The sequence below is a fragment of the Paenarthrobacter sp. NPDC089322 genome (assembly GCF_040684895.1).
GTDB lineage: Bacteria > Actinomycetota > Actinomycetes > Actinomycetales > Micrococcaceae > Arthrobacter.
Map to the genome: position 1 here is coordinate 123,927 of NZ_JBFBGW010000009.1, position 22,710 is coordinate 146,636.

Below are 22,710 nucleotides of genomic sequence, written 5' to 3' on the forward strand. Positions count from 1 at the left end.
GCTTTTCAAGGAACCCCACCATGACCAGAATCTTTAACGATCCCGCCGACTTTGCCGACGAAGCCCTCGCCGGTTTCTGCGACGCCCACTCGGACCTCGTCCGCCAGGTCGAAGGCGGCGCCGTGCGTCGACACCGCCCGGCCACCCCGAAAGTCGCAGTGATCACCGGCGGCGGTTCGGGGCACTACCCCGCATTCGCCGGCATCATCGGCCCGGGATTCGCTGACGGCGCCGTGGTGGGCAACATCTTCACCTCACCTTCCACCCAACAGGCCTACTCCGTGGCCAAAGCTGCGGAATCCGGGGCCGGGGTTGTGTTCACGTACGGCAACTACGCCGGGGATGTCCTGAACTTTGGGATGGCGAGCGAGCGCCTTGCCGCGGAGGGGATCCGGGCTGAGAACGTCCTGGTCACCGACGATATTGCCAGCGCTCCTGTGGGTGAGGCCGAGAAACGGCGCGGCATTGCCGGCGACTTCGTAGTCTTCAAAGTCATGGGTGCTGCCGCAGAGGCCGGGCTGGACCTTGACTCCGTGGTTCGCGTGGGCCGCAAAGCGAACAGCCACACCAAGACCATCGGCACGGCCTTTAGCGGCTGCACCTTTCCTGGCGCCGAGCAGCCGTTGTTCCGCCTTCCCGAAGGACACATGGGCCTGGGCCTTGGCATCCACGGCGAGCCTGGACTGTTCGATACGGAGCTGCCGACCGCCGTCGAGCTTGGCCGTGAACTGGTGGAGCGTGTCCTGGCGGAGGCCCCTGCAGGGTATGAGGGCGGGCGCGTGGCCGTGATCCTCAACGGGCTCGGCTCCACCAAACACGAGGAACTGTTCGTCCTGTGGCGCACCGTGGCTCCGCTCCTCCGCGAGGCCGGCCACACGTTGGTGATGCCGGAGGTCGGGGAGTTGGTGACCTCCCTGGATATGGCGGGCGTTTCGCTTACCTTGACGTGGTTGGATGACGAACTTGAGCAGTACTGGACCGCTCCGGCGCTGACCCCGGCGTTCCGACGCGGGACTGTTGGGTTCGACGTTGCTTCCTTTGAGGACACGTCCGCGGAGGTTGTCCAGGCGGATGCCGCCGACTATTCCTCCACAGCAGAATCGCGTGAGTACGCTGTGCAATGCCTGTCAGCTCTGGAAGCAACTGCCGCCTTGCTGCGCTCCTCCGAATCGATGCTGGGCGACATGGACGCGATCGCCGGAGACGGCGACCACGGCCGTGGCATGGTCCGCGGATCAGCCGCCGCACTCGAGGCTGCTGCTGCCGCCTTCTCGGCCGGTGCCGGGGCGGACTCCGTGCTGATCGCCGGCGGCGACGCCTGGGCTGACAAGGCCGGCGGAACCTCCGGCGTCCTCTGGGGAGCCGGACTGCGCGCCTTTGGCGAGCGGCTGGGTGACGCAGAAACCCCGACGCCGGACGACCTCGCCGCCGCTGTTCGCGCCTTCGCCGATCGGATCACGAGCCTTGGTAAGGCCGAGATCGGCGATAAGACCATGGTGGACTCGCTGCTGCCATTTGCCTCGTCCTTTACTTCTGCCGTGGCCACTGGAACGCTTCTTGCGGAAGCCTGGGCCTCAGCCGCCGCTGTCTCCGCAGACGCCGCTGCCGCAACCGCCGACCTCCGGCCGCTCAAGGGCCGCGCCCGTCCCCTCGCCGAGAAGAGCATCGGTACCCCGGACCCCGGGGCGACGTCCCTCGCGATGGTGTTTGCCGCCGTCGGACCCCACTTCACCGCAGTTCCCGTATCTGCCACCCTCTAGGAGAAACCCCATGCGTATCATCGTGGGCGCCGACGAAGCCGGCGTTGACTACAAAGACCGGATCCTTGCCGACCTGCAGGCCGATTCCCGGATCACCGAAGTGCTCGACCTCGGTGTGAACCGGGCAGACGAGGACTTCACCAAGCCGTACCCCTACGTGGGCATCGCTGCCGGTGAGATGATCCGCGACGGCAAGGCTGACCGGGCCATCCTGTTCTGCGGAACGGGCATCGGCGTGGCCATCGCGGCCAACAAGGTCCCCGGCATCCGCGCCACGGCTGCGCACGACTCCTTCTCCGTCGAGCGCTCCATCCTTTCCAACGACTGCCAGGTACTGACCATGGGCCAACGCGTTGTGGGCGTGGAACTGGCACGCCGCTTGGCCAAGGAGTGGATCGGCTACGCGTTCGATCCCTCCTCCGGGTCGGCTGCCAAGGTGAAGGTCCTCAGCGACTTCGAGGGCTGCTAGCTCGCCTGGTGTCGTCTCCAACTAGCGCATCGAGTGCGCGAGAAGGTTCTCCCGCGACCGGGCGGTGGACGGCTGCCCGGTGGAAACTTGTGTGTAACCGATGACCATGGAGTTTCGAGACACAGTTGTAAGAAACGTCGCCCATGTATCCACAGGAATGCGATCCAGCCGATTCCTGGTCATTCGTCGCAGGAATGAGACGAGACAGTTTGGCGTGTAGCGTTTAGGGCACCTTCACCGGGCAATTTTGCGGGCGGGGTATATGGGACACAGCGAACTCCGCCCCTGCCAAGCCGCACGTCAGGGCATGGTTGTTGCAGATAGGGACCGGCTTGCGGGCGCCATTTGAGTCGGTGCGAGCAGGGCATCGTTTGGGTGGTCATCCCCGAAGACCTTCCAACCCCGGAACCGCCTGCCACGGTCCTGGACAAACTTGGCGATCGATGAGTTGTTGGCTCAATTCACCACAGCAGTTCGAGGCTGACGACTTCAACCGCCGGCCTGGACTTCCGCCACTCATCCATAGCCTGGTGCAGATCCGATTCGTGCCCCGCCAAGCCCAGAACGGTTGCATCCGACGCCGGTGCCGCGTGGTCATGTCCTTCCCGCGGCGAGCCGTGAGAGCAGTCCGAGCACATCATGCGAATTCCTGACCACTCGTCCAGACCGAGTCCCCGGCGCCCAAGCGTATCCGCCAGTACCTGAAGGTCATCCCGTCCTGCGCCGCTGATCTGAGCCTGCCAGGTGGGAAACTCGGACGCTTCGAGCCGCTCGAGCTCATTGAACACCGACACCTCGCGCCCCTCATTCAGACGGGTCCCTTGGGGTTCACCATCATGGAGGAGAACGTCCCTGAACCTGTGGCCCGATTCGGGCATCGGCACACTCGTGATCACAGCGTGGGCCGGGCTCCTCCGCCAACACCACACCACCTCGGTCTCGCCGGCAACGGGCAGAAGCTGGTGTGGAAGGCTTGCCCGGTCCGGGTTGATCCGCACCGGCGTCATCCCATAGTTGTCGTCGATGGGGCCGGTCTCGTTGTCGAACCCTGCCAAACCGTACGCTGCCCACGCCGCCCTGGCCGTAGACCAATCCCCCAAGGCGGTAGCGGCGATTCCCAGATTCCAGGCAGCCGGGTTGGCGCCACCGAACTCAGCTGCTTCCGTTTCGGTGAACAACGCCAGTGCACGCCGATTCCGTTCGGCGCTTTCGGCCCACTTCCCCCGGGCCTTCGACAGCAAACCTGCCTCGAACCAACTGAAGAAGACTTGCGGCGCGACGTCGAGGAGCTCAGAAGCGAACCTTTCGGCGCTCTCAGCATCGTTTGCCTCGTTGGCAGCCTGCCAATCGCTCCAGACCTGGCGGGGTGCCCGCCTCTTCTTCTTGAATCCTGACAAAATGCGTCCGCTCATCCGACAAGTATGCAGGTCGCACCGAGGCCATCTGAAACTGCGCCAAACTCAGAAAATTCACATGGCTAACCCGCACGGTCACGGATCCCCGATCGCTACCCTGTCTACATGAACCGCACTGGACAAATCACAAACATGCTCGTTGGCGAGAAGATGCTCTCCACTCATTCCTCCGCCTACCTTCCCCTGCCATGATGAGGATCGGTGATCTTCTGCTCCCGGATTACGACCTTCGCCAGTACACCCCGATGCCCGAGATGGACCCGCTGACGGAGGCAGGCGCCCTCCAAGAAGCGCAACTCCTCGGCGTTAAGTTCGACGTTCTGTCTGGCGTGGCGGGATTGTTGTTTGAGCTTCGGGTGGCCCTCCAATTGCGGGAGACGAACACCGGAGTCCTCATCGCCCATGGTGTCCGTGAGATGACGTGGTCGGGGCCCAGCCGGGACACTCCTTTGACGGCCTGGACTGTTGCGGGCTGCGAGCCGCAATCGATTGACGGACTCTTCGCGTTGCAGCTTGGAATGTGGCCCGCTCCAGGTGCCCAGTTGTCGCTGAAGGCCGAGAGCGCAGCCTTTTTTACTGGGGACGTGCTGGGACTGACGGAGGCGCCGCCCAACTACGCAAATCATGACCGCGCGACCCTTGGCTCCGAGGTCGCCGACTGGGACTCATTCTTCGAGCCCATCAGCGCCGTCTTTTTCGACGGTGCATCGGGCGGTCGTGGTGGTCTTGGCAGGGAATGAGGCATTGTCCCGTTGAAGGATCCGCTTGCGGGCGCGCGCTTCCACGGACAAGAAGTCGTGAACATAGCCCGGGAACGTGGAGGGGCATGGAGGCTTAGAACTGTCGCCAGCGTCGTCGTAGGTATCTATAGGTAGTCGAAGTACCTGAGCCACCAAGTCGGCTTGTTTGGCAGGAACACCCTCGGGGGGACACAACCATCGTAGGGCTTCCACAATGGCTCTTCTGGAATGAGAACGTAGTTTTCCTCGTCCAAGGACTTAGAGATGCGCGCGACATCCTTTTCGTGAACGAGCGAATCAAGCTCCTGTTGGTCGTAAGCTCCCGGGTTCTCGAGCGCTAGCACGGCGAGACTGCCGAAGTTCGAGACTCGGACGACGAGATTCCGGCCCGTAGCCGTTGCATCCGCAGGAACGATGACCTGGGCGTGATAGGTGGCGTCCTGGACGCTCCGATCTTCCCCGCAAGCAGTCCCAAAGGCGGTGGTGAGTCGGGAGACGAGGCCGTCGAACTGTCGGCGTGCAGCCTCCCAGTCGAACCCTGGCGGCGTCTCCAAGTGCGCGGGGTCGTCCAGTTGGTGCAGCAGTGCCCAGAGCTCCGCGTTGTCGATTCGCACTCCGGCAGCATACTTTGTTCCACGAAGAAGCCGAAGATACGAAGTTCAAGCGGCCACAGCGGGGTCCGGCGCGCTTGGTGGTGGTCTAGGTGCAATGTCCGGTGGAGGATCGGCTAACGGACGTCGTTCGGCTGGGCCCGGACTCGACTTGCGATGAGTTGCTGCTTGAGTTGAGGTGCCGTTTGGCGCCGTCTCTGGTCGGGCGTTTTCCTCGTGGATAATCAGGGCATGCTTATTCGAGAAGCGAAGGACCGGCTAGAGCAGATGCTCGCGAATATAGATGTCGTTGAGGGCAGCAACACCGTAAGCCTGGGAGCGGTGATGAAGGCCTTCCAGTCGTTCGCAGCCGTCTCAGCAAGCGACTGCGCTCCTGTAGACGAGGATGGCGACGGCATTCTGGCCCAGTTCGGAACATACGGGTTGCGGGGCACCCAGGAATTCAGCGTCAACCTCTCGCGTCAGTTTATTGAGACCGGCGACGATGGTTCGATATGGCAGCTGTCATGCACCTTTTATTGGGATCCAACGCCGGATACCACGGCATTGGGTAGCGGTAGCCTGTGGTCCTTTGACACTTCCCCCGAAGACTTCTTCCGGGACGCAGCCCTCCTAGCCGGATGGAAATGGGCGCTTGGCACAAACCAGCGACCCATCTCACTGGACGTTACGTTCGACATGGCTTAGGAATGGGCTGTCCGGTCAGGGATCCCGACCGGACAGGGACATGTCCAAGGGCGGTCAAAAGCCTGGCCATCGCACGCTGCTCGAGCTGAGAGACAGCAAGCTAATCCGGCAGGTCCACGAAGAACCTGCTGACCTCGTAGTTGGCAATAAGCCTTGCCAGCCCGACGGGCGTCTGGCCATGCTTGTTGACGTGGAGAGGATCAGCACCGTGTGCTCGCAGGAGATTAATGAGCTCACCGCGACCGTCTGAGTTGAAAACGGCTGTGAAAAGCGGCGTGTTTCCATAGGAGTTCTCCAGTTCCACTGCAGCCCCTGCGTCGAGTAGCGTGGATGCAGCCGCCACCGCGTACTCCTGTGCTGCAAAGTGAAGTGGAGTGAAGCCTTGTTTGTCCTGCACATCCGGTGATGAACCGCTTGCTATGAGAGCTTCAATGGCCGAAACATCATTCTCAAGAGCTGCGTAGTGGAGGGGCGTGCGTCCTGCTCGATCCAAAATTTACCTCGGCCTTTCGTATTGATTGCGCAATGACGAACGCTTTCCGCCTATCTGGACACCTTGTCACAGAGAGCGGATCACCTGAAGCAACTCTTCTCCTGACGACACCGTCACCGCGCCCTGGTCGAGGCCTTCTGGCAAGTGAATTCGCTGTGACTCATCTGTGATGCAGGGTGGGCATCCCGCTGGGAGGATGACCCAGCCAGCGGCCCGGGCTCCTTCAACGAGCAGGTCCCAGGGCCTGTCGCCAACGATGTGATTGGCCAGCATACTGTCATCACCAAGGTAGGCGTCGATCGAACCGGCTCCGTATTTCACGAGTGCAAAATTTCGTTCGGGGTCCTCATCCACGATGAATGGCCGAAGGTTCTGCCGCATTTTCTCGCCACCCCCCGGGGCCACGTCGCCGTCTTTGAAGCGCTGGAAGTACACATCGAAGGACACGGACACATGTTGTCACACCCGCTCGGTAAGACAGCGCACATTAACGCCCGTAAGCCGATCCCCAAGCGGACGCTATGAAGCGTCCGGTGAGCCACCGACTTCCGGTCGCGGTTTGTTGTCCGCCATGATCGGCAAGACCGGCAGCGCAGTCGGGCGGGATGCGAGAGAATCTGTGAGTGAATGGCCACGAATTGTTAACAGCGTTTGAAGAAGCATCCGAGCACCGGATCGTCTTCCATAGTTTCGCCGAGCATCTGCGTGACTACGACGTGTTCATATACATGTCTGCTGATCCACGAAGTGGGATCAAGCTAAAGTACCTTCCCTATCGATTCACGCACTGTGTTCGCACCACCGTGAAGACCGCTATCTCACCAAAAACGTTGGCGAGTTCCTTGGATGAACGCTTGCTGGACTACGACGCCGCCATAGAGTCTGGTGTGGATGGGCATGTTTGGGGCGTCAATTTTCACGAGCTCGTCTTCTCCGATCTTGTCGTCACGGAGGCCGGAGAAGGGTTCGCGCCTTTCGTTATCCCACTGGAGAACGGGCGAGGGATAGCAACACCTTCGTGATGAGGATGTCCGGTCAGGGATCCTTCACCGGGCAGTTCATAACACCAGCATTCAGTGTCCACGCCAGGCATGTGATTCCCTAACTGCCGAAGCTGATCCGCTCCCAAGTTGCGGAATCCCTCCAGCCAGGCAATTCGAATGCCCATCCCGTAATGAGGGAATGTGCAGATCGGATGTCTTCGACAGTTGTGCCGAAATGGTTCTGCGGGCTGCCATCGCGGTACTCCACCACATAAGTTCCATCTGCGTTACGTGCTGACTGGGCGTACGTTTGCTGGCTACGATCCGCCAATCGCTCGACTACCAGAAACTTTTCATCGCCTCGTTCAATGTCTTCCATGAGCATGAACAGCAAATCTTCGGAGCGGTCTTCCCATGCCGGCCCGGATTCATTGAATGCCTTCAGCACTGACCGCAGCTGCCCGCTCCCTTAGTTCGAACTGATAGGAGGGGTGGTTCCGCCATCCCCTGTGTTGAGCGTATTCGGACGAAGGTGCGAGGTCGGTAGTTAAGCCGACGCAAGGAGGCATGCCTGGCTCCGGGAAGGGATCCTTCACCGGGCATCCTGGCTGCGGTCCGGGGAAGGACCTTCATTGGACACGTCGAGGATGACTCGATCTTCCCGTCCGGCAGGAAGCTTTCGGTCGTATTCACCCGCCCGAATGTGTGAAGATCCGGTAGTGACCGATGAAAACAAGAAGAGCGAAACGATGCTGTTGAGAGTTAGGAAGCTCTTCTTCTCTGGAAACTTGCGCGGCTACAGCGTCAAGTGGATCTTCATCAGCAGTTGGCGCCGCCTGCGGCGCCAAGGCGGAAACTCTAAGCACGCCGAGAACAGCCCGCGGGCGAAGGAACTTACAAACCAGTGGGAGTCCGCGTGGCCAGGGTGTGAACCCAGCGGAAGCAGCCTCAGAGACAACAAACCCGGCCTGTGGGTCAGGATGCACAGCCTCCCACAGGACAAACGTTACGCCGACGATAGCGAAGAGCGGCGCGAGGTGTTGCACCGCCACCAAACCCTTCTCAATGACTTACTTGCCATCTCGAGTTCGACCCGGATCCGAGTCATCGGCCAGGACTACGACACAAACGACAACTACAGCGGCTGGACAAAGAAGCACATGCCCGGATCCTGGCCCTGGAGGGTTCACTTCGACACCGACCTTCACGACGACGTCTCTGGAGGGAGAGTCCCGGGAACATACTTCTGGGTCTCGCCTTACGACACGGTCGGACAACTTACTGGACTTCTCGAACAAGCTGCCGAGGACGTCGCCAAATTCATCGTCACCGACCTCTCAATGACATGGGTCTACGCTCCCTATGACGGCGGAGCAGACATCATCGCCCCGACACCCGAAGCACGGGAAGCCTTGGAAACAGCCCACAGTGAATGGCTGCCAAATGAAACAGGAATTGTCTAGACTCTGTCGCCACAGTGAGGAGAACCTTCACTCAGAGCAACAAGGGAATCCAAAGCACAATTGCCACGGAGGAAGCCTCTCGGTTACTAAGCCGAAGCAGTAGCGTCTAGTGACCGACGATTAGTCATTGACCACGTGATCGGGTAGAGACACCCACACTCGACGACAAAGGATCTCTATTTTCCGATCCCAGCCTTCCCAGAGAACACGCAGGCGATAGCGACCAGCCTCGGGCTCGAGAATGACAAGAGACACTTCACTGAACCCCCAGTTGACCTCTTCAGGATGCTCCACAGAAACATCCATTAAGGCTCCTAGCAGATTCAGGGAGTCCACTGCTTCCAGATGAACCTCAACATCATATGAGGGACTGAGGAGATTCCCGTCAGTATCGATTATTCGTCTGAAAACCGCCTGTACAGAATAGCCGTGCTTTTCGAGAGACAAACTATGCAGGAGCGACTCCGAGAGCGAATCGTTTGCCTTCAACCAGCCTATGAATGTGGCTGAATCAATGATCATTTTCATCCATCTCTACGGTCCAGCTGAGAAGTCATCCGAAGGACCGGTTGTTTGAAGCCCTCCAAATCGCCGGCCCACAGGTCGTCCGGCCTATGGGTCACGAAGCGGAAGGCAGCCGAGGGATATTCCTCGTCGGGTCCGTAATCGACGGACATCCAGACGTCGACTTGGGCGGCTGACATCTCAACGGCCGCGCAGATGAACTCGGTTTTCTTCCGGAAGGACCGCGATGTACCTGGCTGGAACGCTGTCCGCCAGCCATACTTTCTCGCCGCCACGGTAGAAGCTGACGTGCTCTCCGTGAGCGGCCGCGCTGTCAATGACGAGGACAACCGGATCAGTATCCTTTCGTTGTCCTACCTGCCTGGCCATTTCGATGTCCTCGGATAGGTGAACGTACTGGCGTCGCATGGGCCGCAGACCCTCAGACTCAATGACCTCAAGGCTCTTCCTTGATGTCCCATGAAACAGTTTTTGAGGTGGACTTTCTTGTGGCTTCACTATGCGGGACGGGAAACTATGACCATAAAAAGCTCGAATGCGGTCGCCCCGCATCTCATGACGTCGCTTAGGCGAGGACAGGAGCATACCCTCGAGATCGGGGACATCAAAGTTAACCCAATCGGGAGACTCTCGCCGGAGCGCCTGAAGAAGGTCCTCCACAGATGTCCACCCTTCATCGTCCAACTCAAGTTCATAAAGCCAGGGCTCGTGGCGTAAAGCATGCGATACAGCCCGGCTGAGCTTCGGGAAGTCGGTCATGTGCCTCCTGCTTTCTGCAGTTACTCGGTGGTGATCTGCAAGGGTCCGTCAGCGAAATTCAAGCATCTCGTCGATAGCTGAATGCAGCCACGCTGCGAAGTCAGAAAATCCACGGTCACCGCGTGATTCCCACCCTGGATCGGCAAATTCATGCACAATTGAAATCTTGCCTGTTGAAAGATCCCAGCACGCAACATCATCGTTGTCCTCGCGCCTGGCGAGCGGAACCAGTCTGCGGTTGGGATAGCGCTTCTTCAGCCCCTGATAACGCTCGCGCAACCGTTCATCAGTCAGAACGAACCACGGCTCAAGATAGATGATCTCCATGGCCACAAACCGGATGAAATCCGATGGATACTCGAAACCATCGGGCAACTCCTCGGCGGTCAGAAGTGTCTCACTCATCAGTTTTCCTTCCATCGTTGCCGCGGAACCCTTGCTATCTGCGTGGAACACTTGGCTTCCGATACGCAATCCAACCACGGGCTGCTTACACGCCTACCCAGCAGTAGAGCTCTTGCCCGGACGCTTTGGATCGTCGGGCCAGGCCGGCCAGATCCTTTAGGAAGTCCGCAAGAAGCGCCGGGTCAGCTGCGTTCCAGAACTCCTCAGTCTCCGACCATGGGATCGCGACTTGCTCAAGGGCTTCGTCGGAAGCGGTCGCCAACGCTGTGGAGAGAGGATCCGTGAGGGTCAGTACAAGACGTTCCCCACCATCCCGATCCGCGAGGGCTTGCCCGCTCCGTGGATCGTCCATGACATCGTCGAAGGAGCGTCCGGTGAGCAGCTCTTCTAGTGTTCCCAGCTGCACCACGGGATCAATACCGTTGCCCGATACCGTGTCGAACACTGCCGCCCCCTGATGGGGCACGGTCGCCGGTGCCGCCGGTTGGCGTTTGCGTCCGAAGATGCCTCGCCGGGGCTCGGGCGGCGGAGTGATCGTCGCTTGGGATCCGGGACCGCCGACACGATCGATCACCGTGGCTGCTTCCTCATCGGAGGCAGCAGAGAAGTAGTCAAAAAGAACACCCATGATCGACATTCTCCACTACGTGAAGACGCCACGGCTAAGCCGGGCCGGCAATGAAGTCCGAACCAAGTACGCCTTTTGGTGAACTACGGTCAACTCCATAAATCACGGCCCGTAAGACGATCCTTTAGCGGGCATCCAGCGCCCATCAGGCAACATGGACCTAAGTTCTCCTGCTCGGGAAGCCATGGCCCGACGCTGGTCTTGGGTGAATCCTCACAGCTGTAGGTCGACGACTGCCCGGCTGCTCGCTGCTCCGACGCCCATCCCATGTCGCCTTGCTGGACCTGGCCTTCATCCAAGCACCCATCCGTTTTGTGGAGATCCGACCTGCCGAGGGAGCTTGAGGGCCCCGGTCCCTTCCCTGAACAGCCATTCTGCTACAGACGAATACTGGCACGTCTGCTCGGCGATTACTTTCCCCAAATCATCCCCCAGGTTATGAAAGGGGGTTGCCATCTGGCCGAAGTCCTCGGTTGAGGTTTTCCTTGTCCTGCTGTTCGGAACGTTTTAGGGCGGGAAGTCGGGACGCTGCGATAGCCACAGGGACGCACATGGCAACAAATAGGGCGGCCAAAATGAGCACGGAAACCGCGTCGCCAAATGAAGGCCGCGTTGTCAGCGCGAAAACGACGAAGGCTATTACAAGGGGAACGTTCCAGATCAGGGGCTTGAAGACGCTGAGGTACGCCTCAGTTGTCCGCTTGCTGCGTGGGAAACTATCGTCTCTCTCATTCACGGCTATCTCCCTCCAAGTCGTTTGAGGTCATTCGCATCTCTCCCAGTGCCGGGTAGGTAGACATGGCATGCCCCCCTTTCTGGATCTCGCGAGAAAGGGATCCCTCACCGGACTGTAAGTCCACGCGCTACGGTACAGAGGCCGCCCGCTCCCTGCCCTCCTCTTCGGCCCTCTGACGCACCTCCAACCAGGGCCACGCGTTCTCAATAGCCTCAAGGTCTCGATGGATGGCGGAAATGGCTGGCTGGACGAGCGGAGACTCCAAGGACGCTTTGTCTTGCTCCTCGGCAACGAAACTGCCGCCGGGGTTTGCCTGAAAGTAAACGAGATCTGCCACGTCAAAGAGCTGCCGAGCTGCCCAAGCGGCCTCCTGGGGATCATTCGTGAGCCAGGTACGCAGCGCATAGGAAGCAGCGGTTGCAGCGTTGCTGGCGTAGGCCCTGCCGGCCCTCCACCCTTCGTCGTCCTCGTCCGGAACCATCAATTCTGCCTCCTCGCTCAAACGGCTCGCCTCGACGTCGCGACCGGAGGCTGCTTCCCAGGTTGCCGAGACGATGACGCCCAGCCGCGCCAGGCGCGACGAGTCGCCCACTTGCAGGGCGTACCGGTCGGATAAGGGCACCAGGCGCTGGGCACAAGCGGCGGCGAATGCCGTCTTGGCCGAGCGGTCAAGTGGCTCGAGCCGCAGCATTAACAACATTTCATCGTATTTGAGCATGTCTGATCCCCCTGAGCATGATCGCCTCCGGTGGGTGAAGCCTATAGACCTGGCTCACCGAGAGCTAGATGCGTGACGCCCGTGTGCCATGCGACAGACCATCGGCGTGCGGCGGATAAGAGATAGGGTGGCCCAAAGGGGGGCCACCGAATGCATTCTCTGAGCCAAGAACCCGACAACCGGGCGGCTGTGCCATTAGCGCGATCACTCGACGCCGCCGGCAACAGGGTCACATCACTAGTCCCGCCCGGCTACGCTCGATATGTTCGCGTCCTCAATCCCATTGAAGTCCACGAAGGCGTCCTCGTCAGGTGGTCCGACTTCGTAAGCCGCGCAGGACTAACGACGAGTCCATGGATGCAATGGCAGGAAGTATCAAGCCGCCTCGACGCAGTGCCAGCCAATAACGCGCAGCCGGACATGGGCAATCCACATCCGACGGTCGCAGAAGCCCTGATCCGCGTGCTCGGCGTCGGGTCCGGCCGCTATAACTTCGCCAGCTGGGAGGGATATTCGGGCGAAGACGGCGCGGCCGTGATCCACTTCTCGCCGGTCAATCGCGGCATGGTGTTGTACTCGGGAAAGCTCCTCGATGAAGCGGGCGCCCCAATCATCCCGATAACGGCCAGTGGCCGGATTCCCATGTACTGGTGGCCGGACGACCTGAGCTGGTGCATAGGCCAGGATATATACGCCCGAAGCCTCATCATCGGTTGTGATCTCACAACCGCCGGGAGGGTCCTGAGTGACCCGGAATTGGACGCGCACCTCATCCGGGAAACAGATGGCGTGACGCCGGAGGACTTCTGACCAGGACTTGCTCTTCCGCCCGATCAGGGATCCCCCTACGGCGGGTTCTAAAGGGTTTGGCGCTTCTCCGCCTCGGCCTTAGTTCTTTCAGGTCTGGCTGTTGTGCCCAAGGTCAGCTCGGTTTCGGGGGTGGTGGTACGAGCACTTGGGTAAGCCGTTCAGGCATGACTTCAGCAATTACTTCCCCATCGCGATTTATCTCACCCACCAACTCGGCAGGCACCCATTGGGCAGCGCCGGGCCAGCGTTCCGTGATCTCTTCCCTGCTCAACGGCTCTTCACTGAATCGATGCAGGAAACCCTCCGGGTACTCCTGAACCGTTCCTTGAAGGTGGGGGCGAACAAGTTCTGCATACAACGGCGAGAACCAAGCCATCCAGACCGGATGAGGACTCAAGCCCAGCCACCGCCCCCAGGCCTTCTGGAAATAGAGGCTGGGCTTCGAGGCGTAGCACCACAGCGATCGCCCATTCCATCCCCATCCCGAATCAACTTCGGCAGTGGCGTAGAAGCTGCGAAGCTCAATGGCCATTGCAACAAAGAAGCGCTCCACGGCCTCGCGCCACCGACGGTCCTCCAGCGCAACCCGATGGACCGACAGGGAAACGGCCTGGACATCGCCTTCCCTGAATGGCTGGTCTTGCGTCAGGTGACCGCCAAAAACACCGGTGAAGTAGGCGCCGGCGGTAGGGAACGTCCCGGCCGTAAAAACTTTGTTGTCCTCGGCAAAGAACCTCACGAATGCCTGGTCGCCGTCCCGGGCAACGTTTCCCTGAAGCGGCTCGTAACTGCCGAACCGCTTCGGTGCTGCCTCCGGAAAATACTGCCGGGCAAGATCCAGGTAGCGCTGCGGAAAGTCATCCCGAACCTCGTCCATGAGGTGGTACCAGCGGACCTCCACCATGTCGACCATGGTGCCAGGTTCAGGCTTGGCTGCCGCACGGCCGCTGGTCTTGGGCCAGACCTCTTCAGTCTGAGCATCCACAACGGCGCCTTCTCCTTCTTTCGCCATGCGTTTGCTGAAGCGGACCGCGTGCGGAATCGAAACCGGGTCGGTGCCTTCAACCAGAATGCAGTACATGACCGTAGCGCCAAGGACAACAGCGGTCACTTCCTGCGGGACGTCCTCCGGTTCAACCAGGAACGGGCCTTCAACTGTGAAGCAGTAGCCGGCCCTCTTGCCCCGCGATACATGCCAGTTCTGTGGGCCGTCCGTGGCGGGGCCGGTCTCATCCTCCACCTGCAGCCCGGGCGAAGCCTCCACTAGAGCAAACAAAGCGTCAGGCGCCAAGCCTTCGGGCAAATACACGGCAAGGTCATAAGACATAACCACAGGCTAAAGGCGTTCGCGCCTTCATCAAACAAACGAGACGGCGCGCCCAGCGGAGCTACTGCAAACAGACATCTTCAAGCTTGAAGGCTTTGCGGATCTGTCAGCGCCCGGTCAAGGATGCCCTTGCGGGCTGCTCCATGCGCCCAATGCCGCCGCGAAAACGCCGCCACTTAGCGCCGAAAGTCACACTTCCGTGCGGACTTGCTGAACGACGCCATGCCCGACGTGTCTTCCGTACCACAGCTCAAATTGTTGGCCTTCTGTGGCATAGATGCGCGCTTCATCGGGCCCAGAAATGGACTCTTGCCCCTGAGGCTTCTTCTCCTGGACGGAGGGGTTCACCCGTAGCCGTCTCTACTCTCGCCCCCAACTGTGTTCTGCCGTTTTGGTCGTAGAACTCAAATATCAGCGAGGGTGTCCCTGAAGGTAGCGACATTCGTAAACCCCCTTCAGCAGTGGGCTTCAAGGAAAGGTCTGCCAAAATATGATGTCCGTTACTCAATGCCATCCCATCAACAGTTTAATGACGGACTTCGCACTCTCCGCGACCGCCTGAGGTTAAATCAACGCGTGCTTCTGACACGGAAACGACTTGGTGATCGCTGACATGCCACGGCCACCCCTTGACGAGTTCCTTACTGGGGAGTTGAACGACTTTATCCGGGCTCAGCTCCACACGGCGATAGAACAGTTGCAAACTGGGCGGCGATACTTCACGTACAACGCCTTCAATGTGCTGCTCGACGCGGAAGCAGACACCGCGACAGTTGAAGATGAGTTTGACGTTGATCGCCAGAGTACGGTGGCGCTTGAAGAGTTCCGGCAGCTTCTGCGAGCCGTCGAGGATTCATGAGTCGCTTGCTCCAGAAGGCGATCGGCTTATGGGCGCGTTTCCAAGGACAAAGAACCGACTTGAGAATGTCGCGAGCGGCGTCGTCGGCACCTATAGGTAGTCGAAATACCTGGTCCACCAGCTCGGCTTGTTTGGCAGGAACACCCCCGCTGGGACACGGCCGTCGTAGGGTCTCCACAGTGGCGCTTCTGGAACGAGGTTGTAATTCCCCTCGTCCAAGGACTTAGAAATTCGAGCGACGTCATTTTGGTGAACGAGCGCGTCGAACTCCTCTTGGTCATAGGCTCCCGGGTTTACGAGCGCTAGCACCGCAAGATTGCCGAAGTTCGAGACTCGGACGAGGAGGTCCCGTCCGGTAGCCGTTGCATCGCCGGGAACGATGACCTGGGCGTGAAAAGTAGCGTCCTGGACACTCCGATCTGCCCCACAATCAGTCCCAAAAGCGGTGTTGAGCCCGGAGACGAGATCGTCAAACTGTCGGCGAGCTGCCTCCCAGTCGAACCCCTGCGGCGTCTCCAGGTGCGCGGGGTCATCCAGCCGGCGCAGCAACGCCCAGAGTTCGCCGCCGTCGATTCGCACTCCGCCAGCCTACTTTGTTCTACCAGAAAGCCAAGAAAGAAACTTAGGCCTCCACATCGGGTGTCGGCCCGTTTGAGTCCGGATGTCCGCTGGAGGATCCTTGACCGATCCACGACTACTTTGGACAAGCCGGCGAAGTTCGCCAGGGCTCTGTTGTGCCTGGGTGACCTGTGGGTGACGATGAATACTCCTAGGTACAGCCAACTGGCTTTACTCAGCCCTCCGGGACCTATGGTGACGCACCCACCGTGTGCTTTCCATTTTAGGAGGTCCACACATTCCTAGAAGAATTTCCTGACTTGATCCAATCAGTGCTAACCAACCACTTCTGCCAGATCTTCGGGTCTTTGGGTTTGCCAGCATCTGATATGGCTATATCTTCAAGAAGCTTCAGCAAATGGTCTCCATTGCGTCAGCTGGCCCAGGTGGTTGTACATGCCATTGCCGGCGTACTTGTTTCCCCGTGGGAGGACATCGTCGCGGTGTCCTTCACTCTTCCGGAGGGACATCATATACGGTGGACTTCCTGGGCCGACGAGAACAGCGGTGATCTACACGAAGTAAAGCCCGGCAGCTACCGATTGCAGACCAGCGCCAGAGGCCGCGACGAAGGCCATGACGGAGAATTCTCCGAAATGGTCGTCGATCATTACCTACTGGAGATGTGGCCAGCTTCGCCGCAACCGGACGCCATCCTATGCTCCAACAGCAAGGACGCTGAGTACTGGCACACGACGTGGGGAAGTCGCCGCTGAACACAAGAGTATTTTCTTCAAAAGCGTGTCCACGCCCGGGCTTTGTGGGCCCGCCGATGAGGTGGCCGTTGCCCTCTGGCTGCGGCTGACCTAACGCCCAGGCTCGCAGAGGAGAGCACCAGAGCGTTCGCTAGAGGATCCTCCGACGGGACGATGCCTGGCGCTGTATTCGGAATGCAAGGATGAGTTGTGAGCAATGTCTTCCTCTCCGGCCAACTTCTTTGCAGTGACCAAGAGCAGGTCGCGGTGGTGGCCCAGCACCTACCCCTGCACATCAACCTGACGCGCGCTGAGCCAGGATGTCTTTCCTTCGAGGTGAACCCCACTCAGAACCCGCTGATCTGGCAGGTCGATGAACAGTTTAAGGACGCCGCAGCGTTCCGTGCCCACCAGCAACGCGTCGCTGAGAGCGAATGGGGCAGGGCAACTGCAGACATCGAGCGACGCTACGAGATCGAAGGCATATAGCCCGTCCGCTGCATCACGGGTACAGCGTTCACCGCTGGCCGGTGATGAATCCTTCACCGGGCGCGTGCTGGGGGTCAGCAGCGGTGCTGCGTGAAGCGAGAACCGTGCCGTCCGAGACCAGCGCCGCGCGTCCGCTGAGGATTGATTTTGGTACCAGTGACCCAAAATCCTGGGTCGTTTTTCCCATCGCTGGTACAGAATAAGCGGATGACCATATCCAGAATCATCGAATCAGCAACGAGCTTGGGCGCCCCGTGGGTTCACCAGCTGATCGAGTCACAGGTGGAGCTGATCCGCGAGGCCGCCAGCAAAGCCGACGTCCTAGTCATTGAACTGGATGGTTCAAGGATGCGCACGCTCGATCGATTGTTCGCAGAGTACAAGGAGCAGTTCTCCTTCCCTGAGTACTTCGGGTGGAATTGGAACGCCTTCAAGGAGTGCCTGGGGGATCTGGAATGGCTACCTGCGCGGAAGTACCTGACCATCATCACCCACGCCGACGAGGTGCTGTCAACGGAGCTGTCGGAACTTGGGACATTTCGTCGCGTTGTTCAGAGCGTCGGAAAGACGTGGTCCACAACTGTCGGGCTGGGATACAAGCGTGGCCACGGGGAAATACCCTTCAACACCGTCTTCATCCAGGATTATGATTCCGGCCGCCCTCTGGACTCCTTGGCAAGCTACGCGTCAGAGTTACGGCGCTAGGGCAACGCCCGGCAGCCAGACGAAATGGACGCTCGGCACTTGCTAAGGCCACCGAGCACGGCAGGTCGCGGACATCGACCTAGCCGCCCGGTAAAGGATCCCCTAATGGTGCTGCTGGAAGTGGACGTGTATCCTGCTGAGCCTTTTAGGAAAACCCCTGAAAACTCCATCGTCGTCAGCCTGCCCTGCGAAGTCTTCCCAGTCCATGTTGCCAATGTTCAAGTTGTTTTCGACGTTGCCTACTTCACTGGCGATGCAGCGGAAAGTCCCTTTATCGCCCACTAGATCGACAACCAAGATGGGGTACCCAGGATCCAGTGCCGCTTCATCGACAACAAAGAGAACAGAGGCTTGGCTTCCGGTGGCAGTCACCGTTTGGCGAAGATCCTCCCAACAGACTCCGTCCCAGCCACTGTCGTCAACGACCTGAACGTAAGCACGGAACCCGGCGTCATCCGGTGATATGGCCGTCAACATGGCTCTAATCCAAGTCTCTTCGCCTTCAAAATCGGTACGTATCAGTAGTGAATCATCGGTCTTCGGAAGAATGGGCACAACGTCATCGAAGCATATGGGCTCCCCAGACGCCCCACATGCCAATGCCCACAAGCACTTCGCAGAGGCGCGGTCGTGACATGCTCCAACATCAGTCGGGCATCGCGTGCGAGCCGATGCAGAACTGTCCGGTAGAGGTGGCTCTCCGGACGCACCAAGCGCCCTTAGGATCGCCTAACAGGACAGGCAGGCTGCGGCTTTGAGTATGGACTCCGGACCGTGGGATTAGGCTCTGGGCATGACCACTCAAAGGAAGAATCAGCCGACGAAAGGCCAGGCAGTGTTCATGGGCGTCATTGCGTTGCTGTTGATGGCCAGCAATGCGGTGGCCGTGTTGGTGGAGGGACGCCCGGCCACATTTTCTTTCTGGCTGGTTATGGCCATGAATGTAGTCCTCTTGGGTGTCGCCGTATGGATGTATCTCCGCGCTGCCAGAATTTCAAGAACATCGATGTAAAGGTCACTTCGAAATTAGCCGACGCATCCTGCGAGGACATGGAACGCAAGAGGATCCTCTACCGGACGGAGATGCTGCCTCCACAATCTCCCGTCCGGGGGATGTTTCGTGGTCCTGTTACGTGCCGGTGGATCAGGGGGTGCCTTGGGGTTGTCCGGGGAGGTGTCCGGCGATGGGGTAAACCTGTTCCACGCGTGGGCTCCGGCTGGGAAGCGAAGCACTCTTTTTCGAGGTTGCGGACGGCCCGTGATGTGTTTGTGGATGGTTCTTTTTAGGGCGGCTAGATGATCATGTTCATGGTGTTCCAGCCGGAGCCGACCATGGTGCGTGGTTGCCAGCCGCCGTGGCCGTTGCTCGGGTAGAGCCACAGGGCTCCTGTAGCGTCACGGGCCAGGATGTCCAGGTAGCCGTCGCCATTGAAGTCGCCGGGCCCGATGATAGCGGTCATGTCGTTCCAGCCGGTGCCCACCTGGGTGGGTCCCGAGTAGTAGGGCCGCGGGCCGCCGTTGTAATAGGTCGACGCCCCTTGGTAGAGGCGAAGGGCACCGTTGCCGTCGCGGGCCAGAAGGTCGGGGTAGCCGTCTGGGTTGAAGTCGCCTGGGCCTATCACGGCAGTCATGATGTTCCAACCCGACCCAACATCGGTCCTGGCGAGCCAGCCGCCTTTCCCGTTGCCGGGGTAGAGCCAAAGTACGCCTCTTGAATCGCGGGTGACGAGGTCTGCGTTTCCGTCCAGGTTCAGGTCCCCTGCTGCGGTGATGGCCGACATGGCATTCCATCCCTGGCCTATCTGGACCCGCGGGAACCAGCCGCCATGGCCGTTGCCGGGGTAGAGCCACAACGCTCCGGTGGTGTCGCCGGCTATCACGTCGGGTTTACCGTCGCCGTTGAAGTCACCGGGGGCCACTATCGATGCCATTTCGTTCCAGCCCTGGCCAACCCGGGCTCGTGCCAGCCAGCCACCGCCGCCGTTCCCTGGGTAAAGCCATAGAATTCCGTTCGCGTCGCGTGAGAGGACATCGGGTTTCCCGTCACCGTTGAAGTCGTGGGTGATCGGCGCTGTTTTGACGGTGACGGTGAATACCGGACTCGTTGCGTCGGGGCTGTAACCATTGCTGGCTGAAACACTGAAAGTGAAGGTCCCGGGCTTCGTCGGGATTCCGTAGAGGCCGCCACCAGTTGAGAGAGACAAGCCAGGCGGCAGGGCGCCGCTGGCTAATTTGAATTGCGGAGTCAGCGAACCGGCGGCAGTAAACCCAGAGGAGTAGTACGTGCCGACGGTGCCCGTAGCCGGTGGAGGCCCGGACGTGAATGTAGGAGCGACGCTTCGACCATCGATGACAATGATGTCTTTGCTGAGTTCGCTGAAGCCCCCGGGAGTGTTGGGTACGTAGATCTTGTTGGTTTTCGTGTTGACTGCCATCTGCCCGGGCAAATTGAATCCGGGGAGGATGCCCACGGCGTTCGTCGTACCGTCAACGACGGCCACCCTTTGGGCGTACCAGTTGGACACATAGACCTTGCCGGTCACCTCGTTGACGGCCAGGCCCGAGGCATTCGCCCCAGTGGAGATGGTGGTGACGGAATTGGTTCGGCCATCAAGGACGGTCGTGCTGTCGAGCTCTGAATTCAGGGCGTAAACCTTGTTGGTGTTGCGATTGACCACAATCTCCTTGGGTCCGGTGTTGGCGCCGGTCGGGACCGTAGTGACGCCTTGGGTGCCGCCATTGATGACCGCGATCGCCTTGGAACCAAGGCAGGTCGCGAAGATCGTGTTCGTCGCATCGTTCACTGCCACGCCGCGGACGTCGTCACAGACAGGAATCGTCGAGACGGCGTTCGTTGCCCCGTCGACCACTGTTACCTGGCTGCCGCCTCGGGAAACCGAGTAGATCTTGTTGGTTTTCTCATTGACCGCGAAGCCGGAACCACTTGCCGGCAGAGCGGTGGTGGAATTCGTCGCACCGTCGATCACGGTAATGCCGTTGGAGCCGGAGGTTGCGACGTAGATCTTATTCGTGGTCTCGTTCACCGCAATCCCGTATGGCCCCTCGGGTACGGCAATGGTCTTGGCCGTACCTGTAGCGCCGTCGATGACGCTGACAGAGGCACTGCCATCGTTGGCTACATAGACCTTGTTGGTCTTCTCATTCACGGCCAACTGACGGGGCCGTGAGCCGACAGGGATGGTCCGCTCCAGTTTCAAAGCTCCATTTAGAACGAGAACGGAGTTCGTCTCCTTACTCGTGGCATAAACCTTGTCGGTTGCTTCGTTCACCGCCAGAGCGAATGGGGTCCACTCTAGGTGGATGGAGCCTGTGATGGTGTCAGCTTGGGCCGGCGTCAGCGAAAACCCACACAAAACCGACGCGGCAGCTCCCACAGCCAGCACCGCGGAGACGACCCCACGCCCAGCCCTTGTTGTGGAAAACGAAGAAAAAAGCAGAGCAGCCAACAGGCTCAACCCCCAAATTCAATGCGCGACCATCGCGTCAACCAGCGAATTCTATAGCTACCGATCTGCGCATCGTTAGCAGGAACCAAATATTTCAACCGGAAGGATAACGCGAACCCGTGAAGCGCCAAGGGAACTAACGGTCCTGCTTCCTGATTGAGCGCCTGAAATCGCCGGCGAGCCATAACCTAGCGCACAGTCGCCCGGCGCTCTCTCCGGCGAGACGCCCCAAACATTCCCCGAGGCATAACAGGGGCCGGTAAGGTCCAGCCATCACGAGAAGACGAGAGCGGCACGCCCGCAAGCCGGTCCTTCACCGTTCCGCACATTCGAACCGCGGCAACCCATCCTCATCAATATGTGGAACGCACGTTTACCCTGCACGGTAAGCATGAACGCTGAACGGGGGTCAACTGCAACTGCCTGAATCCCAACGCTTGACAAGACATAGAAGCATCTCTTTATTGTCACGGGTTCTGTGCCGGAGGAGACTTGAGGCGACGGCTTCCCACCTCGGAGCCGCCCGCGGGGCCACTCGGCTGCGGGGCCTCACAGTTCCCTGTAGCGGCTTGGTGGAACCCGATGAGCTCAACGACTCCCCGCGACTGCCAACACAAAGTGTGGAAGTGAGCAGCTGGGTGTGCCGTAAATCAGGGCTTGAGCTGGTAGCAGCGCTCATTGTCAGCCTGGGATTGGCGTTTTGGGTTTGTGGCTGCACGTATGAGGAGCCGAATGGGGAGCGACCGCTTCCCGCGTCGCCCTTTCCGGTGCCTTCGACTTCTGAACCTGAATTATCTGTTGCCCCACGCGAAGGCTGGGGTCCGGATGCCCTGTTCTACACCGCCTTGGGAAACCTCTATGTCGGGGAAAACAGATGGCCACCGGCTCGCGTGGCATCATTCACAACGACTTCCACTGGCGTGGTCTATGTCGATGCCGAGACATCGAGGCTTGTTTGGGCAGACTGGGGAAACAGCATCAGGATGCTCGCCTGGCTGGAACCCAAAGAAGCCCGCGTCGGCCGTGAATGGGGTGAGTTTCGGGACATTCGGGACATAGTCGGCAACCCCGGCCATGACCTGGTCTCTTGGGTCCACAGGGGCGCATACAGCGGGGACATCGTCGTCGTGCGTCCAAGCACCGGGGACGTGCTCGCCCATGCACCGATCCCGTCTCTATCCTCTGAAAAAAGTGTGGTTTACGGATCGATCGATGATGCCGCTGTCTACTACGCAATCTCACCCGGCGGAGGAGCCACGGGGGATGTATGGGTTTGGCGGTGGGCCGCCGGCGAAGCCCCCCAACTGAGCGACCGGCCCGTTGCCGATATCAGTGGAGACATCTGGGC

Annotated in this window: 26 protein-coding genes; 12 read left to right on the forward strand and 14 right to left on the reverse strand. The window is 59.7% G+C overall.

The window, feature by feature from the left end; translation table 11 throughout:
• Positions 1-20: 20 nt before the first annotated feature.
• Positions 21-1,760, forward strand: a complete 1,740-nt coding sequence (locus AB0N65_RS11550) for a dihydroxyacetone kinase family protein (RefSeq protein WP_364161252.1) — start codon at positions 21-23, stop codon at positions 1,758-1,760.
• A 10-nt stretch (positions 1,761-1,770) separates the two neighbouring features.
• Entirely contained in the window at positions 1,771-2,229 is a 459-nt protein-coding gene (locus AB0N65_RS11555) for a ribose-5-phosphate isomerase (protein WP_364161254.1), read from the forward strand.
• A gap of 461 nt (positions 2,230-2,690) precedes the next feature.
• Here AB0N65_RS11555 and AB0N65_RS11560 read toward each other — a convergent pair whose 3' ends face one another.
• Entirely contained in the window at positions 2,691-3,641 is a 951-nt protein-coding gene (locus AB0N65_RS11560; protein ID WP_364161256.1) for a tetratricopeptide repeat protein, read from the reverse strand.
• Between the two features lie 191 nt (positions 3,642-3,832).
• Between AB0N65_RS11560 and AB0N65_RS11565 the strand changes: the two genes are divergently transcribed.
• Entirely contained in the window at positions 3,833-4,384 is a 552-nt protein-coding gene (locus AB0N65_RS11565; protein ID WP_364161258.1) for a hypothetical protein, read from the forward strand.
• 125 nt (positions 4,385-4,509) lie between these two features.
• On the opposite strand, the gene AB0N65_RS11570 is transcribed toward AB0N65_RS11565, so the two are convergent.
• Positions 4,510-4,998 (reverse strand): hypothetical protein, encoded by a 489-nt coding sequence (locus AB0N65_RS11570; RefSeq protein ID WP_364161260.1) that lies wholly within the window; start codon positions 4,996-4,998, stop codon positions 4,510-4,512.
• A 228-nt stretch (positions 4,999-5,226) separates the two neighbouring features.
• On the opposite strand from AB0N65_RS11570, the gene AB0N65_RS11575 reads away from it, so the two are divergent.
• Positions 5,227-5,682, forward strand: a complete 456-nt coding sequence (locus AB0N65_RS11575) for a hypothetical protein (protein WP_364161262.1) — start codon at positions 5,227-5,229, stop codon at positions 5,680-5,682.
• A gap of 100 nt (positions 5,683-5,782) precedes the next feature.
• On the opposite strand, the gene AB0N65_RS11580 is transcribed toward AB0N65_RS11575, so the two are convergent.
• A complete protein-coding gene (locus AB0N65_RS11580; protein WP_364161264.1) occupies positions 5,783-6,175 on the reverse strand; it encodes an ankyrin repeat domain-containing protein in 393 nt (130 codons plus the stop codon).
• Positions 6,176-6,241: 66 nt separating this feature from the next.
• On the reverse strand, positions 6,242-6,622 hold the full coding sequence (locus AB0N65_RS11585) for a hypothetical protein (RefSeq protein WP_364161266.1): 381 nt from the start codon (positions 6,620-6,622) through the stop codon (positions 6,242-6,244).
• A 176-nt stretch (positions 6,623-6,798) separates the two neighbouring features.
• On the opposite strand from AB0N65_RS11585, the gene AB0N65_RS11590 reads away from it, so the two are divergent.
• A complete protein-coding gene (locus tag AB0N65_RS11590) occupies positions 6,799-7,197 on the forward strand; it encodes a hypothetical protein (RefSeq protein WP_364161268.1) in 399 nt (132 codons plus the stop codon).
• Between the two features lie 79 nt (positions 7,198-7,276).
• Here AB0N65_RS11590 and AB0N65_RS11595 read toward each other — a convergent pair whose 3' ends face one another.
• On the reverse strand, positions 7,277-7,606 hold the full coding sequence (locus AB0N65_RS11595) for a hypothetical protein (protein ID WP_364161270.1): 330 nt from the start codon (positions 7,604-7,606) through the stop codon (positions 7,277-7,279).
• 271 nt (positions 7,607-7,877) lie between these two features.
• On the opposite strand from AB0N65_RS11595, the gene AB0N65_RS11600 reads away from it, so the two are divergent.
• Positions 7,878-8,621: a hypothetical protein gene (locus AB0N65_RS11600; protein WP_364161272.1), complete on the forward strand. Its 744-nt coding sequence runs from the start codon at positions 7,878-7,880 to the stop codon at positions 8,619-8,621.
• Between the two features lie 120 nt (positions 8,622-8,741).
• Here the strand turns inward: AB0N65_RS11600 and AB0N65_RS11605 are convergent, their stop codons facing one another.
• The 5 genes from AB0N65_RS11605 to AB0N65_RS11625 all read right to left on the reverse strand — a co-directional run bounded on the left by AB0N65_RS11605 (position 8,742) and on the right by AB0N65_RS11625 (position 12,392).
• Positions 8,742-9,143 carry a hypothetical protein gene (locus tag AB0N65_RS11605; RefSeq protein WP_364161274.1) on the reverse strand — a complete coding sequence of 134 codons (402 nt, stop codon included), beginning with the start codon at positions 9,141-9,143 and terminating at the stop codon, positions 8,742-8,744.
• Positions 9,144-9,326: 183 nt separating this feature from the next.
• The gene (locus AB0N65_RS11610) at positions 9,327-9,905 is read right to left on the reverse strand and encodes an RNA 2'-phosphotransferase (RefSeq protein WP_364161276.1); all 579 of its coding nucleotides are present in this window, start codon (positions 9,903-9,905) and stop codon (positions 9,327-9,329) included.
• A 48-nt stretch (positions 9,906-9,953) separates the two neighbouring features.
• On the reverse strand, positions 9,954-10,310 hold the full coding sequence (locus AB0N65_RS11615; RefSeq protein WP_364161278.1) for a hypothetical protein: 357 nt from the start codon (positions 10,308-10,310) through the stop codon (positions 9,954-9,956).
• Between the two features lie 85 nt (positions 10,311-10,395).
• A complete protein-coding gene (locus AB0N65_RS11620; protein WP_364161280.1) occupies positions 10,396-10,938 on the reverse strand; it encodes a hypothetical protein in 543 nt (180 codons plus the stop codon).
• A gap of 863 nt (positions 10,939-11,801) precedes the next feature.
• Complete coding sequence (locus AB0N65_RS11625; protein WP_364161282.1) at positions 11,802-12,392, reverse strand: DUF416 family protein; 591 nt, start codon at positions 12,390-12,392, stop codon at positions 11,802-11,804.
• 357 nt (positions 12,393-12,749) lie between these two features.
• On the opposite strand from AB0N65_RS11625, the gene AB0N65_RS11630 reads away from it, so the two are divergent.
• Positions 12,750-13,202, forward strand: a complete 453-nt coding sequence (locus tag AB0N65_RS11630; protein WP_364161284.1) for a hypothetical protein — start codon at positions 12,750-12,752, stop codon at positions 13,200-13,202.
• 112 nt (positions 13,203-13,314) lie between these two features.
• Here AB0N65_RS11630 and AB0N65_RS11635 read toward each other — a convergent pair whose 3' ends face one another.
• Positions 13,315-14,529 carry a hypothetical protein gene (locus tag AB0N65_RS11635; RefSeq protein WP_364161286.1) on the reverse strand — a complete coding sequence of 405 codons (1,215 nt, stop codon included), beginning with the start codon at positions 14,527-14,529 and terminating at the stop codon, positions 13,315-13,317.
• A 598-nt stretch (positions 14,530-15,127) separates the two neighbouring features.
• On the opposite strand from AB0N65_RS11635, the gene AB0N65_RS11640 reads away from it, so the two are divergent.
• Positions 15,128-15,388, forward strand: coding sequence for a hypothetical protein (locus AB0N65_RS11640; protein WP_364161288.1), 261 nt, complete (start codon positions 15,128-15,130; stop codon positions 15,386-15,388).
• 90 nt (positions 15,389-15,478) lie between these two features.
• On the opposite strand, the gene AB0N65_RS11645 is transcribed toward AB0N65_RS11640, so the two are convergent.
• Positions 15,479-15,967: a hypothetical protein gene (locus AB0N65_RS11645; RefSeq protein WP_364161290.1), complete on the reverse strand. Its 489-nt coding sequence runs from the start codon at positions 15,965-15,967 to the stop codon at positions 15,479-15,481.
• 944 nt (positions 15,968-16,911) lie between these two features.
• Between AB0N65_RS11645 and AB0N65_RS11650 the strand changes: the two genes are divergently transcribed.
• The 3 genes from AB0N65_RS11650 (at position 16,912) to AB0N65_RS11660 (ending at position 18,180) form a co-directional block, all read left to right on the forward strand.
• The gene (locus AB0N65_RS11650) at positions 16,912-17,190 is read left to right on the forward strand and encodes an antibiotic biosynthesis monooxygenase (RefSeq protein ID WP_364161292.1); all 279 of its coding nucleotides are present in this window, start codon (positions 16,912-16,914) and stop codon (positions 17,188-17,190) included.
• 207 nt (positions 17,191-17,397) lie between these two features.
• Entirely contained in the window at positions 17,398-17,895 is a 498-nt protein-coding gene (locus AB0N65_RS11655) for a barstar family protein (RefSeq protein ID WP_364161294.1), read from the forward strand.
• 105 nt (positions 17,896-18,000) lie between these two features.
• Positions 18,001-18,180, forward strand: a complete 180-nt coding sequence (locus AB0N65_RS11660) for a hypothetical protein (RefSeq protein WP_364161296.1) — start codon at positions 18,001-18,003, stop codon at positions 18,178-18,180.
• A gap of 528 nt (positions 18,181-18,708) precedes the next feature.
• Here the strand turns inward: AB0N65_RS11660 and AB0N65_RS11665 are convergent.
• Together AB0N65_RS11665 and AB0N65_RS11670 are read right to left on the reverse strand one after the other, a co-directional pair.
• Positions 18,709-18,834, reverse strand: coding sequence for a hypothetical protein (locus AB0N65_RS11665; protein WP_364161298.1), 126 nt, complete (start codon positions 18,832-18,834; stop codon positions 18,709-18,711).
• Positions 18,835-19,187: 353 nt separating this feature from the next.
• Positions 19,188-21,113, reverse strand: coding sequence for an FG-GAP-like repeat-containing protein (locus AB0N65_RS11670; protein ID WP_364161300.1), 1,926 nt, complete (start codon positions 21,111-21,113; stop codon positions 19,188-19,190).
• 1,139 nt (positions 21,114-22,252) lie between these two features.
• Between AB0N65_RS11670 and AB0N65_RS11675 the strand changes: the two genes are divergently transcribed.
• Positions 22,253-22,710: hypothetical protein (locus tag AB0N65_RS11675; protein ID WP_364161302.1), on the forward strand; the 458-nt coding region annotated here is incomplete at its 3' end.